This is a genomic window from Pseudomaricurvus sp. ABR4_320, from assembly GCF_056159445.1.
Window position 1 is genome coordinate 476,827 of record NZ_JBSWVF010000003.1, and the last position, 15,785, is coordinate 492,611.

General features: G+C 52.8%; 17 protein-coding genes. 10 read left to right on the forward strand and 7 right to left on the reverse strand.

Translation table 11 applies throughout. The annotated features are described in order from the left end of the window. Positions 1-21: 21 nt before the first annotated feature. Positions 22-903: a transglutaminase family protein gene (locus ACXAFR_RS08240; RefSeq protein WP_475175356.1), complete on the forward strand. Its 882-nt coding sequence runs from the start codon at positions 22-24 to the stop codon at positions 901-903. 8 nt (positions 904-911) lie between these two features. Here ACXAFR_RS08240 and ACXAFR_RS08245 read toward each other — a convergent pair whose 3' ends face one another. From ACXAFR_RS08245 to ACXAFR_RS08255, 3 genes are all read right to left on the reverse strand, one after another. Further along, positions 912-1,682, reverse strand: a complete 771-nt coding sequence (locus ACXAFR_RS08245) for a competence/damage-inducible protein A (protein ID WP_475175364.1) — start codon at positions 1,680-1,682, stop codon at positions 912-914. Between the two features lie 18 nt (positions 1,683-1,700). Further along, on the reverse strand, positions 1,701-2,015 hold the full coding sequence (locus ACXAFR_RS08250; RefSeq protein ID WP_475175368.1) for a c-type cytochrome: 315 nt from the start codon (positions 2,013-2,015) through the stop codon (positions 1,701-1,703). Positions 2,016-2,144: 129 nt separating this feature from the next. Then, positions 2,145-2,705, reverse strand: a complete 561-nt coding sequence (locus ACXAFR_RS08255) for an HNH endonuclease (RefSeq protein ID WP_475175374.1) — start codon at positions 2,703-2,705, stop codon at positions 2,145-2,147. Between the two features lie 553 nt (positions 2,706-3,258). On the opposite strand from ACXAFR_RS08255, the gene ACXAFR_RS08260 reads away from it, so the two are divergent. Then, complete coding sequence (locus ACXAFR_RS08260; RefSeq protein ID WP_475175376.1) at positions 3,259-4,095, forward strand: SDR family NAD(P)-dependent oxidoreductase; 837 nt, start codon at positions 3,259-3,261, stop codon at positions 4,093-4,095. A gap of 92 nt (positions 4,096-4,187) precedes the next feature. Here ACXAFR_RS08260 and ACXAFR_RS08265 read toward each other — a convergent pair whose 3' ends face one another. From ACXAFR_RS08265 to pomA, 4 genes are all read right to left on the reverse strand, one after another. Further along, entirely contained in the window at positions 4,188-4,670 is a 483-nt protein-coding gene (locus ACXAFR_RS08265) for a hypothetical protein (protein WP_475175379.1), read from the reverse strand. Between the two features lie 165 nt (positions 4,671-4,835). Then, a complete protein-coding gene (locus ACXAFR_RS08270; RefSeq protein ID WP_475175381.1) occupies positions 4,836-5,423 on the reverse strand; it encodes a PilZ domain-containing protein in 588 nt (195 codons plus the stop codon). Positions 5,424-5,483: 60 nt separating this feature from the next. Continuing rightward, positions 5,484-6,464 carry a flagellar motor protein MotB gene (locus ACXAFR_RS08275; RefSeq protein WP_475175383.1) on the reverse strand — a complete coding sequence of 327 codons (981 nt, stop codon included), beginning with the start codon at positions 6,462-6,464 and terminating at the stop codon, positions 5,484-5,486. A 5-nt stretch (positions 6,465-6,469) separates the two neighbouring features. Next, the gene (gene pomA, locus ACXAFR_RS08280; protein WP_475175386.1) at positions 6,470-7,231 is read right to left on the reverse strand and encodes a flagellar motor protein PomA; all 762 of its coding nucleotides are present in this window, start codon (positions 7,229-7,231) and stop codon (positions 6,470-6,472) included. Between the two features lie 207 nt (positions 7,232-7,438). Between pomA and ACXAFR_RS08285 the strand changes: the two genes are divergently transcribed. The 8 genes from ACXAFR_RS08285 to purH all read left to right on the forward strand — a co-directional run bounded on the left by ACXAFR_RS08285 (position 7,439) and on the right by purH (position 15,717). Beyond that, positions 7,439-7,732 carry an exodeoxyribonuclease VII small subunit gene (locus tag ACXAFR_RS08285; RefSeq protein WP_475175388.1) on the forward strand — a complete coding sequence of 98 codons (294 nt, stop codon included), beginning with the start codon at positions 7,439-7,441 and terminating at the stop codon, positions 7,730-7,732. Positions 7,733-7,735: 3 nt separating this feature from the next. Continuing rightward, on the forward strand, positions 7,736-8,641 hold the full coding sequence (locus ACXAFR_RS08290) for a polyprenyl synthetase family protein (RefSeq protein ID WP_475175391.1): 906 nt from the start codon (positions 7,736-7,738) through the stop codon (positions 8,639-8,641). Between the two features lie 114 nt (positions 8,642-8,755). Continuing rightward, positions 8,756-10,681: a 1-deoxy-D-xylulose-5-phosphate synthase gene (dxs, locus tag ACXAFR_RS08295; protein ID WP_475175396.1), complete on the forward strand. Its 1,926-nt coding sequence runs from the start codon at positions 8,756-8,758 to the stop codon at positions 10,679-10,681. A 22-nt stretch (positions 10,682-10,703) separates the two neighbouring features. Next, the gene (gene prmA, locus ACXAFR_RS08300) at positions 10,704-11,606 is read left to right on the forward strand and encodes a 50S ribosomal protein L11 methyltransferase (protein WP_475175402.1); all 903 of its coding nucleotides are present in this window, start codon (positions 10,704-10,706) and stop codon (positions 11,604-11,606) included. Between the two features lie 102 nt (positions 11,607-11,708). Next, positions 11,709-12,479 (forward strand): DUF3426 domain-containing protein, encoded by a 771-nt coding sequence (locus ACXAFR_RS08305; protein WP_475175407.1) that lies wholly within the window; start codon positions 11,709-11,711, stop codon positions 12,477-12,479. A gap of 209 nt (positions 12,480-12,688) precedes the next feature. Continuing rightward, the gene (dusB, locus tag ACXAFR_RS08310) at positions 12,689-13,678 is read left to right on the forward strand and encodes a tRNA dihydrouridine synthase DusB (RefSeq protein ID WP_475175411.1); all 990 of its coding nucleotides are present in this window, start codon (positions 12,689-12,691) and stop codon (positions 13,676-13,678) included. After that, entirely contained in the window at positions 13,675-13,983 is a 309-nt protein-coding gene (gene fis, locus ACXAFR_RS08315; RefSeq protein ID WP_475175414.1) for a DNA-binding transcriptional regulator Fis, read from the forward strand. The genes dusB and fis overlap by 4 nt, the downstream gene beginning before the upstream one ends. A 150-nt stretch (positions 13,984-14,133) precedes the next feature. Continuing rightward, positions 14,134-15,717: a bifunctional phosphoribosylaminoimidazolecarboxamide formyltransferase/IMP cyclohydrolase gene (gene purH, locus ACXAFR_RS08320; RefSeq protein ID WP_475175418.1), complete on the forward strand. Its 1,584-nt coding sequence runs from the start codon at positions 14,134-14,136 to the stop codon at positions 15,715-15,717. The last annotated feature ends 68 nt before the right edge of the window (positions 15,718-15,785 follow it).

Below are 15,785 nucleotides of genomic sequence, written 5' to 3' on the forward strand. Positions count from 1 at the left end.
TGTGCAAATACCGGTTTGAGCATGCGCTACAGAGTTAAACACGTTACTCAATATCTTTACGGCGACAGGGTTACCCACTGCTATAATCTCGCCCATATGATTCCGCGCAACACCCTGCGCCAGGCCTGCCTGCACAGCCATATTCGCATGACTCCCTTCGCCGCCCACACCACCCGGCGCAAAGACTATTTCGGCAATCAGGCCTACCATTTTGAGATCCAGCGCCCACACAAAGAATTGGTGATTACAGCGACCAGCGAAGTGGAAACCGGGCCTCAGCACTCCTCCATCAATTTGGATATTGGCATTACCTGCGCTGAAGCCTTAGAACAGCTGGCCGAATCGAATCGACCGGATACGTTATTCGCCCGTGAATTTTTGCTGGATTCACCCATGATCAAAGCGAATGATGAACTCCGCGAGTACGCATCACCGTCTTTTGAAGATAATCGTCCCCTGCTCTCAGCAGTGATGGAACTGACTCGAAGAATCTTTAAGGATTTTGACTACTCGCCTCTATCAACGACGGTCGCCACGCCCCTCTCAGAAGTCCTTAAAACGCGCAAAGGCGTCTGTCAGGATTTTGCTCACTTGCAGATCGGTTGCCTGCGAGCCATGGGCTTCCCGGCGAAATATGTTTCTGGGTATCTCGAAACGTTGCCGCCACCTGGCAAAGAGAAACTGGTCGGTGCTGACGCCAGCCATGCGTGGCTGTCGGTCTATTCACCCACAGAAGGCTGGTTTGAGTTTGATCCCACGAACGAGTGCATGGCCTCTGAGCAACATATCATCACAGCCTGGGGACGAGACTTTTTCGATGTCACCCCGCTCAAAGGGGTCATTTTTGGCGGAGGCGATACCCCCTCGCTGAATGTCTCGGTGGATGTTGCCAGAGTAAGCTAAGACGCGTATTAGCCGTCTTCCTGCGGAATCTGTGCCGCATCCCGATACCAACGCACACTCATCTCGTCGAGACGCGTTTTTATCATCCGCATCGCGTCAGCCACGAGGCTCGTCGGTCCCTTTACGCCTAACTCAATACGGGCTGGCGTTTCCAGAATTGGCAGGCTAAAAGGCCTCACGCCGTCATAATCCGTCAGAACGGCATCCATGATAGGAATAATTTCGCTTTCATTGACGCCGAGAATCAACACAGAATCCTCAACATATTGCTGATTGGCTAACTCAGGGTAGCGTTCATCCAGAACCCACTCCAACATCGGCCATGCCATTTGAGGAAAACCCGGCACGAAATGGTGGTGCTCAATGCGAAACCCCGGAATACCGTTGTAGGGGTTGGGGATCAAATCTGCCCCTGCGGGAAACTCAATCAGACGATAACGCTCAGGGGTCAACGCACGACCGGTTTCCCGGGCGAATTCCTCCAACAGACGCCGACCTTCTGGATGCCGCTCGGTATCAACACCGATAGCTTTCGCGACGGCCAATCGAGTGAGATCGTCTGGCGTGCCACCGATACCGCCGCAGCTTAATACCAGGTCATCAGACGCCAGAGTCTCTCGAAAACAGGCCTCAAGCCGGTCCAGGCTATCACCTTCAATTTTTACCCAGTCGAGACATAGACCGCGAGCGGTCAAAAGCTCAATGACCTTGGGCAAATGTTTATCGATGCGGCGGCCGGAGAGAATTTCATCTCCGACCAAGATAAGCCCTATGTTCACAGAATCGGTAACTCTGCGTTATTCCATAGCGCTGAAGTAGGCGGCAAGATCAGCGATATCCTGGTCGGAGAGGGGGCTAGCCATTCCTTTCATAATCATCGCCTGAGGACCCGTGCGCTCCCCATTTTTATAGGCTTTGATGGCCATTTCCAAGTAGGCGGCGTTTTGCCCCGCCAATTTTGGATAACTTGGCATCATCGTCATTTTTCCGTCAGCACCGTGACAGGACGTGCAGATTGGTGCTTTGGTTTTTCCCGCCTCAGGGTCTCCGGCGGCGTGGCCGAACAGTGGTACAAGTGACAGGCTTAATACGGCTAATATTTTCTTTTTCATGCAAACTCCTACGTCTGCTTATTGTTACAACAGGTTAGGGCGGCAAGGATACACGATTGTGGGCCCCACAGACATTTACGTTGTTCACACAGCGCCGGATTTTCGCTGCCACTTTAGTCGTAATAATGATCACAAATGGAGTAGGTTGGAAAACTGCGGACGCAAATACTCAACTTGGTCTGGCCGAATTCTGCGCTCATTAACCAATGCGAGATATTCAGCTGGATTAGGGCGGTACGGCAGCGCGATCAACTCCATATCAATTTCCTCGAGCAACCATGAACCCTTGCGCTGGTTACACCGTTTGCACGCAGCGACGACATTTTCCCAACGGTTGCGCCCACCTCGACTTACCGGCATCACATGATCTCGCGACAGATCCTTCACCGTAAAATAGTGGCCACAATAAAGGCACTGATGATTATCCCGTGCAAATAACGCAGGATTATTTAAAGGTGGCATGGAGCGATAAGGTGACAGCCGACTGCCGCTACAGGCAAGGATCGCCGGCACCTCAATATAACTGCGGCAACCCGAAAAGCGGGAATAGCCCCCATAAATTTTGCGGACGACGCCGCCAAGGCTCCAGGCAACCAAGTCTCGAGCATAGAGGCAGACCGCTGTCTGCCAATCCACCCACTCCATTGGCTGACCAGCCAAATTTAATCGCAGAATTCGCTCAGAAGTCATAAGGTTTTTCTCGTACAAAACCAACAATCAGTCGACCAAAAAAGAAAAACCCCGACACCTGCTGGGGAGTCGGGGTTTCTGAAGAGTTTTTGAAAGGGCAATGGTGATGAATAAGGGTGTGCGACGAGTATCCCCACCTGAGATGGAGCGCGTCGTACAGGAAGCAACGACAATAGTGCCTAACGAAACTGGTCCGCTCGCAGGCCCGCCATCGACAAATGGCTGTGGAACAAGACAGAAGGTGGTGAACTATCCAGTGAAGAAACTTGAAAGCGGCAACTCCCAATAAAAGACGGCCAACGCCTTGGGCTAACATGAAATCGTCTATTTAGTAACCATAATCCCCTTTTTAACGAATTTCAAAGACATTTCCATGAAGAGTTTATGTACATTCAGCATAAAAAAGAATCAGGCGACACCGTTCCATAGATGCAACAGGGCAAACCTGCTGAGACCATCGACCTTCAGGACATTGGTCCGTTAGGCTCTACAGCAAAGCCTCTTCAAGCAGTCGCTTAATCTTTCAAACAATAACAACGACGAAAGGCAGCAAATGACCTCACAACCCGCACTTATAGGTACCCCCGAATCCCAGTTTGGCCAACGTTTTACCGGTAAAATCGCCATGGTTACAGGCGGTGGCAGCGGAATAGGCGCAGCTACTGCACAGCGCTTGGCCGCTGAGGGTGCCAAAGTCGCCGTTACCGGTAGAAGATCAGAGCCCCTCCAGAAGGTCGCCAAAGACATTGATGGCCTGGCTATCGCTGCCGATACAGCCGATGCAAACGCTATGGCCGCTGCCGTCGAAAAAGTGGTGGCCACCTATGGCGGGCTGGATGTGCTGATTGTCAGTGCGGGCGTAGCCATGTTCGGCAAAACAGAAGATGTGTCTCTCGAAACCTGGCGCGAAAACTTCGGGATCAACATTGATGGCGCGATGCTCGCCTGCAAATACGCCATTCCGGCAATGCGGCGGCGAGGCGGCGGCAGTATCGTTCTCGTCGCCTCAATGGCCGCTCTCACGGGAGGAAATGCCAGCGCGCCCTACTTTGCCAGCAAGGCCGCAATGCTTGGCTTAAATCGATCCATCGCAGCAGACTATGGAAAAGAAGGTATTCGGTGCAACACCATCTGCCCTGGCTGGGCTCCCACCGATATGAGCCTTCTCACGTTGCAAACTCTGATTGAATCTAAAGGTGGCAACTTCAATGAAACCGTCTCAGACAGCCTAAAAGCCGTTCCCTTAGGGAGAATGGGAGACACGCGGGAAATGGCTGCAGCCATCGCCTTTTTGGCATCCAGCGACGCCTCGTTTATCACCGGGACCTATCTGATTGCCGACGGCGGTGCGAACATTATTGACGGGTCTATTGTGCCACTACTGGATTGAAAGCACTGAAGCGAATATATCGACCATCACGGCAATTTCGCGACTCGGCATGAAAAATTGGGGGGGCAGCTGAATCAGCTGCCCGGACAACATCAGAACAAGTTGAGCAAACGCGTCGTAAAATCGCTTGCTGAACGGGTCATATACCAGCCGTTCTGAACGTTCAGAGTCGTACCATCCAGCTCAAAAGCTGACTTGTAGTCGTCGTATTTTTCTTTAGCGGTAACGCTGATGTTCGTGATCTTGGCGATTTCTGCCTTGTAATCCTCATCATCGCTGCAAATTTTCGCCAGGGCTTCAGCGGTCGATGCGGTACGATCCCCCACTTGGGAATAGATCCAGTCCGTACGGGACCCTTTATCCTCGATGACAGCTGTATTGCCACTGATCATCGCGTCCACGCTGTCCCAGTTGACGCCAGCTTCGAGTTGGGCGTTACCGCAGGCAGCTTGCATCCCGGTAACCGCTTCGCTGATTTTCTGTTCTGCCGCTCTTTTCGCTTTGGTTTCTTTGACGCCAGCCTGGGCGGTGACAGTGAGGCTGGCAAGCAAGGCAATCGCTAAAACTTTGTTCAAAAGACTCTCCTTTAATAAAACAATATCCATTCGGGGCTCACCGGCAACACCTACCTGAAGCGGCTCCGACGGCGCGTAATTCTACAGTTCTTCTCAAGAGAAAACAGCAGAGCAGCATCACGACTCTGATGGTTTGATTGATAATTGTGATGCAATTCAGATTGGCTATTGGAGGTCCCGCTTAGCCCGCGCACTGTTCAGCATGGAACTCTGGCGCTGAACAATATGTTGTATCAAGACCTCCTGATCCTTGGGATCCATGTGCGAAAATTCGAATTGTGTGTAGAAGCCAGCGGTATCAATGGTGTCTGTCACTCGAATCACACGGGCCTGGCAGGTAATTTTGAGCGTTCCAGGAAGCAAATGTAGATTAAATTCCAACTCCGTATCTGGGTCGTATTCTTCGTCCACAGTCAACGCCATTCCGCAGGCACTGATGTTCACTTGTCGAATCCGACAGGCCAGCTCCTGGGTGAGGCGAGCATCCAATTGCAGATAAGACATAATGGCGTTGGTTTTATTGTTCATTGCCTGCAGTAATTCAGCCATATGTCGGTCTTTCATCTGCAGCTCACCCAATAACAAGGTGATGGTTTTTTCGTAGCTCGCCAGAGCCGTCAATAAGCCCAACTGCTCTCCGCCGGATGGAACCGCATAATCAGCCCTCCCCCGCTCCAACTTGCGGTAGGCGACGCCAACCCGGTCATCAATACGAAAATATTTGCGTCGCTCATTAGTGATCGGCTTTTTCACAGTGTCTGTGTCTCCTCCTGATCTCGCACTACAGAGGTTGAGTTGCCCACAGGTGTGGCGTTAGAAAATTTCATCATCTTGCAAATCAAATAGATATTCAGGATCCAAATCCAACTCACGCAATAGATCCTGACCTTCATCTTTTAGTAGCTGCTTATCTTCATCAGACAAAGAGTCATCCAACCCTTGCTGAACGACAATCTCAACCCGTCGGTTGCGAGCCCGTCCGTCTTCAGATTCGTTGTCTGTGAGGGGTTTCGTTGCCGCGAACCCCGAAACGACAAAGCGATTCGGGTCCATCGGCCCATTCATGAGCTCTTGGGCAACGGATACTGCTCGCGCAGAGGAAAGCTCCCAATTGGAGCGGAAGCGTGCTGTCTTGATGGGAATATTGTCCGAATGACCTTCAACCAGAATTTTGCCGGGCTTGTCCTGCAATACCTCGCTGATTTCATCGATGACATCATAGTAATCTGGATTTAAATCAGCAGAGCCGCTTTTAAAAGAACCCTTCTCACGAATACGAATGATGATTTTGCGACCTCGGGTTTCGATCTCCATTTCACCTTTTACAATCTGATCGTGCAGCGCGTTGGCCAACTCAATGGCGTCCTGCTCGGTTTCGGAAATCATCTCCTCTAACTGTTCCTTGATCTTTGCGATGGTCCCAGCTTCTAAATCTTCTTCGCCCTGCTCTACGTCAAACTCTTCAACGCACTGGAAATCCAGAGAACTCTGGGTCAACTCCGTGGTTTTCTGCCAGATTTCATTAATAGGGGTAGGCTCTGGAATAGAGGGGCTGAACTCCTGGGCAATGATACTGGTTCCTTTAGGAACATCGGTCACGTTCAGTTTGTTCTGCACACCAAACGCTTGCGCCATAGAACCAGCCAGTCGCTTAAACTTCATCGCATCCATTTCTGAAAACGACAATAAGAGCACGAAAAAGCACATTAACAACGACATCAAATCCGCAAATGTCCCCATCCACGGTGGTAAGCCCTCTGGAGGACATTTACATTTATGTTCCTCGTCACTCATGGCCGCTAGCCTTCGTCAGCAGACGCGCGTTTGCCTTCGGCCAGATAGGTTTTCAGCATACTGTCAATAACACGAGGATTCTGGCCTGCCTGAATCGCCAGCAATGCATCAATAACCAGGCTTTTCAAAACCACTTCTTCCGCCGCTCGAAGCTTTAACTTGTCGGCCACAGGTTCCGCAAAACCGTTGGCGATGATCGCGCCATACAGCGTCGTCAACAGGGCAACCGCCATCGCCGGCCCGATAGCTTTTGGGTCACTCATGTTGGCCAACATGGCCACCAGACCAATCAAAGTCCCGATCATTCCCATGGCTGGCGCCATACTGGCAATAGAGGACAAAATGGTCGCAGCCTGTCCATGACGCTCTTCCGCCTGGTTGCGGTCATTTGCCATCAAAGACTTCACAACATCCGGATCGTGCCCATCGACCAGCAGCTGAATGCCTTTTGATAGGAATTCGTAAGAAACCTCTTTCCCTTCCAGTGCGAGCAACCCGCCTTTGCGAGCCGCGTCCGCCAATTCGACGATTTCGTCGATCAAAGCGATGGGATCAGCGAGCTTGGCGTTAAAGCTCTTGCCAATTACTTTTCCCGCACCAAGAAACTGACCCAAACCGAATTTGGCCATAACAGCAAAAATACTGCCGCCCACTACAATCACCAACGAGGGCACATTGACAAACATGGTCAAATCGCCACTCATCAACATGGTGACGACGATCAGACCAATCGCGCCCAAAAGCCCGATTATCGTTGCTAAATCCAAGCCATATCTCCTGTCAGACACTCAGCAGCTGGCTGTGGTAAGATCGCTAGCATCACTCCAGAGGCTGCTTTCGCTAAAAGCTGCTGTAACTTCATCAAGTCTAGCAGGCTTATGGCAGCACGCTGGTTAAGTAGGCACCCAGCTGGCAGGTACCCGTGCAACCGAAGTTTGACCCTGTTGCCTCACTCCGGTAGGGTGCCGCCTCCGATGGTTACCGCACTCAACATCCATTCCGAGCACACTGTTATGCCTCCCAAGAAAAAGCCCGTCAGCTTCGAAGCATCCCTTGCGGAGTTGGAGTCTCTTGTCACCGTGATGGAAGGCGGCGACCTCAGCTTGGAAGATGCCCTACAAACCTTTGAAAACGGTATTAAGTTAACTCGGGAATGCCAGTTGCGATTACAGGAAGCAGAACAGAAAGTTCAGCTGCTACTGGAAAAGAATGGTGAGCTTCAGGCGCAACCGCTGACATCCTCGGATGCCTCTGCGGACGAGCACTGATATATGGCTGCGGAGTTTTCAGTCTTCCTTGGCGCCAGTCAAACACGCGTTAACAACGCACTATCGCGTCTCATTCCAGAATCAGCAACGGAAGCAACTCGCCTGCAGGCCGCCATGCGCTACAGCCTGCTCAGCGGAGGTAAGCGTATTCGCCCCGCCCTGGTTTACGCCGGAGCAGCCGCTGCAGGTAAGAACGACCTAGCGTCACTCCCAGCCGCGGTAGATACGGTGGCCTGCGCCATCGAATGCATTCACGCCTACAGCCTTATTCACGACGATCTGCCCGCGATGGATGATGATCCACTGCGCAGAGGTAAGCCGACCTGCCATATTGCTTTTGATGAAGCTTTGGCGATCCTCGCAGGTGATGCTCTGCAAACCCTGGCATTCGATATCATCAGCAACGAGACTGGATTATCGGCAGAAGCAAGGCTGCGGATCGTACAATTGTTTGCCAACGCCGCGGGCCAAAAAGGTATGGTTGAGGGGCAAGCAAGGGACATTGAAGCCCAGGACACGAGTCTGGATCTTATTGGCCTGGAACAAATGCACAATGGCAAAACCGGGGCTCTCATTACGGCGGCCATCGTTGCAGGAGGCATCTGTGGCAGCCTGTCGGACAACGCAATCCTGGACCAACTGGAAGAGTTTGGTCGAATCATCGGGCTGGCCTTTCAAGTACAAGATGACATCCTCGATGTTACCAGCGCCACAGAAACCCTGGGGAAACGCCAAGGATCCGATGCCGAACACGCTAAGGTCACCTATGTCTCTTTATTGGGGCTCGATGGCGCGGAAGCCAAAGCTCATGAACTGGTCAGAAAAGCCCACGAAATTGCCCAGCCCTTAGGCAAAGGTGCGGAATTGTTGTGCCAGCTGGCCGACTACACCATCGCCCGAAGCCACTAAAGCGATCTCCGTTTAAGTGTGCGACAAATGACAGATATGTAACAAAGCGCTAGGCAAGCGACTGCCTTGCGCCTAAAATTGCCGATTTCACGATTTTTAAGATTCCCGAGCGCCATGTTTGAAGAGATACCGCTGCACCGTCCCTTCACGCCGCTGTTGGACACCATCAACAGCCCGGCGGACCTGCGGCTGCTCGACCAGGAGCAATTACCAGAACTCGCAGAGGAACTGCGCAAATATCTGCTGTTTTGTGTGGGGCAAACCGGGGGCCATTTCGGCGCCGGTCTCGGCGTTGTCGAGCTAACCATCGCCCTCCATTATTGTTACCAGACGCCAGAAGATCGGCTGGTTTGGGACGTAGGTCATCAGACCTATCCTCATAAAATACTCACTGGGCGTCGGGAGCAAATGCTCACAATGCGCCAGGAAGGCGGTTTGTCAGGATTTCCCAAGCGCAGTGAAAGCCCCTACGACAGCTTTGGCGTTGGACACTCCAGCACATCCATCAGTGCCGCTTTGGGGATGGCGCTTGCCAGCGCCAAAGAGGGAACCGACCGTAAGTCCGTCGCGATCATTGGCGATGGAGCCATGACGGCGGGTATGGCCTTTGAAGGCCTGACCCATGCAGCTCACTGCAAGAGAGACATGCTGGTCGTTCTCAACGATAACAACATGTCCATCTCGAAGAACGTCGGGGGACTCAACGACTACTTCTCTCGGATCTGGTCAAGCAAACTCTATACAAATTTCCGAGAAGGCGGCAAAAAGGTCCTCGCCCACCTGCCGCAGGCACGAGAATTGGCTCGTCGCGCGGAAGAGCATATGAAGGGCATGGTGTCTCCAGCGACCTTATTTGAAGAGCTGGGATTTTACTATGTCGGCCCTATCGACGGCCACGATATGGATCGCCTGGTTCATGATCTCAGCGTGTTGCGCGGTATTAACGGGCCAAAATTGCTGCACATCATCACCAAAAAAGGCAGAGGCTTTGCGCCAGCCGAGGCCGACCCCGTCGGCTATCACGCGCTGAACAAGATCGAACCCAAACCTAAGATATCCGCTGTCAGCAGCGACAAGATCAAACCTCCTGCTCCCAAGTACCAGGATGTCTTTGGCAGCTGGCTCTGCGACATGGCAGAAACGGATCAACACCTGATTGGGATTACTCCAGCCATGTGCGAAGGCTCTGGCATGGTGGAATTCAGCCAGCGCTTTGCCGAACGCTACTATGATGTCGCTATAGCGGAACAACATGCAGTTACCCTGGCAGCCGGACTGGCATGCGAAGGACAAAAACCCGTCGTAGCTATCTATTCCACCTTCTTGCAGAGAGCCTACGATCAGCTAATTCACGATGTCGCCATTCAGAATCTGGACGTCACCTTTGCGATTGATCGAGCGGGGCTCGTCGGCGAAGATGGACCTACCCATTCGGGCAACTTCGATCTGGCGTTTCTGCGCTGTATTCCAAATCTTGTCATCGCGGCCCCCTCTGACGAAAACGAATGTCGCCTGCTACTGACAACAACTTACCAGCATGCCGGGCCAGCTGCGGTACGCTATCCGCGCGGCAAAGGTACAGGCGTCACTATAGACAACGAGTTGTCTGCAGTTGAATTGGGCAAAGGCCGTGAATTGCTGGCAGGCTCTCGCGTGGCGATTCTGAACTTTGGCGTCCTACTTGATCGTGCCAGTGCCGTAGCAGAAAGACTTGATGCATCCTTGTGTGACATGCGCTTCGTCAAACCGCTCGACCAGGAAATGGTTCTTCGCATGGCCGCCAGCCACGATCTCATCGTTACCCTAGAAGAAGGCAGCACAACCGGCGGTGCCGGAGGCTTAGTGCTGGAAACCTTGGCCGGAGAAGGCGTCGCCGTGCCTGTGTTACCTATGGGATTACCCGATGTTTTCCCCGAGCATGGCAAACGGGATTCACTGCTCGATTCTGCTGGCCTGTCGACAGATCAAATTGAAGCCCGTATTAAACAGCGCCTGGAAGCACTTGCCATTCCAAGCAAAGTTGTTGTTGGCAACCCATAAATTTACAAGATTCAGAATCCCTATGCCCTGGTTGCAACTTCGCATTGACACTGACTCACAGCAGGCACCCGTTATCGAAGATGCACTGCTGGCAAACGGCGCGGTATCCGTGACATTACAGGACAATGCAGACCAGCCAATTCTTGAACCGGAATTGGGCACCACTCCACTGTGGAATGCCACACAGGTCATAGGTCTGTTCGACGCGGATATCGATACAGCTAAAACTCTAGATGGTATTGCTGAGTTCACCGGCAATAGCCTAAAGGGCCGCTGGGAACAACTGGAAGACCGAGAGTGGGTCAAAGAATGGGAACAATATTTTGAACCTATCGATTGCGGCCACCGACTTTGGATCTGCCCAAGCTGGAAGCCAATCTCAGATCCTGATGCTGTTAACCTATTGCTCGATCCAGGCCTGGCATTCGGAACCGGCACTCACCCAACTACGTTTCTGTGCTTGCAATGGCTGGCTGAGATGGCTGCCAACACAGACACATTAAGCAAGCCATCCACAACAGTTCTCGACTATGGCTGCGGCTCTGGCATTCTTGGCATCGCGGCATTGTTGCTGGGTGCCGATTCAATGATTGGTACGGATATCGACCACCAAGCACTGCTGGCCACTGCAGACAACGCCCGGCGCAATGGCATTGAAGATAATCGACTGCAGACCATGTTACCCGCAAAGCTGCCAGAGATTCAGGCAGATGTAACCTGCGCCAATATTCTCGCCGGTCCCCTGCAGTCACTGGCGCCAGAATTATCACGCCTAACTCGGCCCGGTGGATTTCTGTGCTTGTCGGGCCTGTTGGAATCGCAAGCAGCAGAACTGATCGAAACCTACTCAACGGATTTCGATTTCGACTCACCTAGGATCCATGAGGGCTGGTGCTGTCTGACGGCAGTAAGACGCCACAGCTAACGTCAGAAGAGACTCCAGCGCCTGCACCGGCGGAGATTCATCGCTGGTTCCGCAACAGGAACTACACTGGAAAGAGTCGTTTACCGTCCAGAATCGAATTTGATGTTAACTCCGCACACATCCGATCAATCCAATCCAGCACCGGAAAAGTCTGAAAACTCCCGCGATATCAACTCCCTGGAGGCCGCTGATCTGCGCTGCGCCTATTGTTTCCACAACTTTCACGTGACCGCAAAACAGCGCCAGGCGACTAAGGATATTGTGCCCTGCCCAAAGTGCCTGTCTCTGCTCTACGCCGCTCGTTGTGAAATTGCCTCGATTCGAGTAAAAGCGCCACTGTTTCTAAAATACCAATCGTCCGAAAGTGACGCTGACTCCACATTCGGGCGAAACATTCTAGTCGTACTCGTCACCGGAGTGATCATCGCCGGAGTTCTGCTCATCATGACCCAGCCAGCATTTCTCGGGCAGCGTCTCCACGTCACATTCTACAAAGCATGCTCAGCGTTAGGCATGGATTGTTCAGCGCCAACCGCTTTAGATGCCATCGAAATTCAGCAACTCTACGTGCGCCAGGTACAGAACCAGGACGACTCTACCCCGCGCCCGCTCATGGACAGCATACTGTTGAATCACGCGCCTTTCCAGCAACCCTTCCCAACACTGGCTCTCACCATGAAAGACAGCCAGGGACGTCCAGCGGGGCGTATCTTGCTGCCCCCAGAAGGTTACCTCTCTGGAGATCTAAAGGCTACGGACTTGATGCCCTCGAAGCGCCCAATTCATATTTCCATTGAGCTTGAGTCACTACCAGACTCGGCCGCCAGCTACAAACTTTCGCTGTCGGACAATACTTCTTTCGTAGAGCGTTGAGATTAGCCTGCCAGGCGAGACTACCGGAACTCAAACCCGATGGAAAAAACGCTCGGAAATTAAACGAAATGGTTATTTTCTCCTTCCAAATTCGGGGCCTTCACAGGTATTATACGACCCCCTGACGGAGCACCCTGAACCATTCTTCCAATGACCGGATCGGCCCCAGCCGTACCGCTCGATCAATGATTGTTTTCTCGGAGAGCAAGTTGTTTAGCATTGGCCATTACTCAATTGCCAGCCGAGTTCTGCTCGCGCCCATGGCTGGAGTAACCGACAGCCCTTATCGGCAGCTGTGTCGGCAATTTGGTGCGGGCCTTGCCACCACCGAAATGGTCACCTCTGACGTCAACCTCTGGAACAGCCGAAAAAGCCGCCAGCGTTTAAATTTTGCCAGCGAAATCGCCCCGCTTTCTGTGCAGATTGCCGGAAGTGATCCCGCGATGATGGCCGCTGCCGCCCAAGAAAACGTTGCTCGTGGCGCCCAGATCATCGATATAAACATGGGATGCCCCGCGAAGAAAGTCTGTAAGCGCGCGGCCGGTTCCGCATTGCTCAAAGACGAACCACTGGTCGCAGAGATATTAAAGAGTGTCGTGAACGCCGTCAGCGTTCCGGTCACGTTGAAAATCCGCACAGGCTGGAGCCGCGAACAGCGCAACGGCGCCACCATTGCCAAAATGGCGGAAGATTCAGGCATAACCGCTCTGGCAGTACACGGGCGTACCCGTGAATGCCGTTACGGCGACCCAGTCGATTACGGCGCCATAGAACGAATCGTTGCAAGCATCGATATTCCAGTGATCGCCAACGGTGATATCACCACCCCTGAAATCGCCGCCGAAGTCCTGAATAGCACAGGCGCAGCAGCCATTATGATTGGCCGGGGAGCCCTGGGGAGACCATGGATTTTCCAACAAATTCACGACTATCTGGACTGTGGTACATCAAGCGCCACTCCATCAGCCAAACACATTTTTGCCATCATGCAGGGGCATCTAGACCAACTGCATACATTTTACGGTGACTACCTCGGTGTGAGGATAGCCCGCAAACACGTCGGCTGGTACTTTCAAAACCTGCCCGACACAGAGAAACACAGAAAACACTTTAATCAGATCACCGACGCTCAGGGACAGAAAAACTACTTAGAATCCATGTTTGAGCGGCTCACCACAAAAGAGGACAAAGCAGCATGAATACCGCCGAAACGCTCATGGCCGATGCGCCCATCGAATTGACAGCCAACAGCGAACCAGCCCCGGCCACAGCCCAGAACCAATCTCTGCGGGACTGTGTTGAACAGGCGATGGACAACTACTTCAAACACCTCGATGGTCAGAGTGTCAGCAATGTGTATGATCTCGTCATGGCGGAAGTTGAAGCCCCCATGCTGGAAATTGTTATGAAGTACACCCGTCACAATCAAACCAAAGCTGCCCAGGTTCTCGGACTTAACCGCGGCACACTGCGCAAAAAACTCAAGCAATACGACCTTCTATAAGCGGATCAGCCGCTTAAGGTGGAGCTGACAACCCGTCGCTCCACATCCCCAATGACCTTAATCGATGAACTAGGACCTGGGGATAAACCCGTTAACACCTTGCATCGACGTCACCAGCTAGGCGTCACAAACTCCAGAACGGAAACACCAATGACCCAACTCGTAAAGGTAAGACGCGCTCTGATCAGCGTGTCTGATAAATCCGGTATTGTCGACTTTGCCCGTGAGCTGCAAGCCATGGGCGTCGAGATTCTCTCGACGGGCGGCACCTTTCGCCTCCTGCAACAGGAAGGCGTCGCCGCCGTCGAAGTCTCCGACCACACCGGGTTTCCTGAAATGATGGACGGCCGGGTAAAAACCCTGCACCCTAAAATTCATGGCGGCATACTGGGCCGCCGTGGTCAGGACGATGACGTTATGGCCAGCCACGACATCAAGCCAATCGACATGGTCGTGGTCAACCTCTATCCTTTTGCTCAGACAGTGGCAGATCCCAATTGCGACCTGCCTACGGCCATCGAAAACATCGATATCGGCGGCCCCACCATGGTTCGCTCTGCGGCAAAAAACCACAAAGATGTCGCTATCGTCGTCAACAGTTCGGACTATCAGCCACTTCTGGAAGAATTAAAGGAAAACGGCGGCACCTCTTATGCAACGCGTTATCAGCTGATGGTTAGCGCCTTTGAACATACCGCAGCGTACGACGGCATGATTGCCAACCACTTCGGTGCCCGCAACAGTGATTTCACTCCGGGTGGCGACGTTAAATCTTTCCCTGCCACCTACAACAGCCAATTTTTGAAAGCTCAGGAAATGCGTTACGGCGAGAACCCGCATCAGCAAGCGGCTTTTTATACCGAGGCAAATCCACCGGCGGCGTCCGTCGCCAGCGCCAAGCAACTGCAAGGCAAAGAACTGTCGTTCAATAACGTGGCCGATACCGATACCGCTCTGGAAACCGTCAAGCTGTTTAGCGACCCCGCGTGCGTCATCGTAAAACACGCCAATCCCTGTGGCGTTGCCGCTGCTGGAGATATCCTCACCGCCTACGAGCTGGCGTTTGCTACCGACCCGGAATCGGCGTTTGGTGGCATCATCGCGTTCAACCGTGAGCTGGATGAAGCCACCGCAAAATTGATCGTTGAGCGGCAGTTTGTCGAAGTGATCATTGCACCGGGCGTAAGCCCTGCCGCAGAGGCCGCCGTCGCCAGCAAAAAGAATGTGCGACTGCTTTGCTGTGGTGACTTCACCACGCCTGAATCATCCTACTTTGACTTTAAGCGCGTCAACGGCGGATTGCTCATTCAAGAGCGAGATCTCGGGATGGTGACTGAGGCGGAGCTTAAGGTCGTTACCAAACAGCAACCAGATGCAGCCCAGATGCAGGATCTGCTGTTCGCCTGGAAAGTCGCCAAAATGGTGAAATCCAACGCCATCGTCTACGCTCGCAACGGTCAGACAGTCGGTGTAGGCGCAGGACAAATGAGCCGCGTGAACTCTGCACGTATTGCGGCCATTAAAGCGGAGCATGCCGGATTGGAAGTGAAAGGCGCCGTTATGGCCTCCGATGCTTTCTTCCCGTTCCGTGATGGCATCGACAATGCCGCTGCCGCAGGTATTAGCGCGGTCATTCAACCGGGTGGATCCATGCGAGACGACGAAGTCATCGCCGCTGCTGACGAACATGGTATTGCAATGGTCTTCACTGGAATGCGTCATTTCCGTCATTGATGACCCGCAGCCGAATGCGTATAAAAGATTCCGATAATCGCGCTTTCGGCTTGCGTTTGCCGACTTAA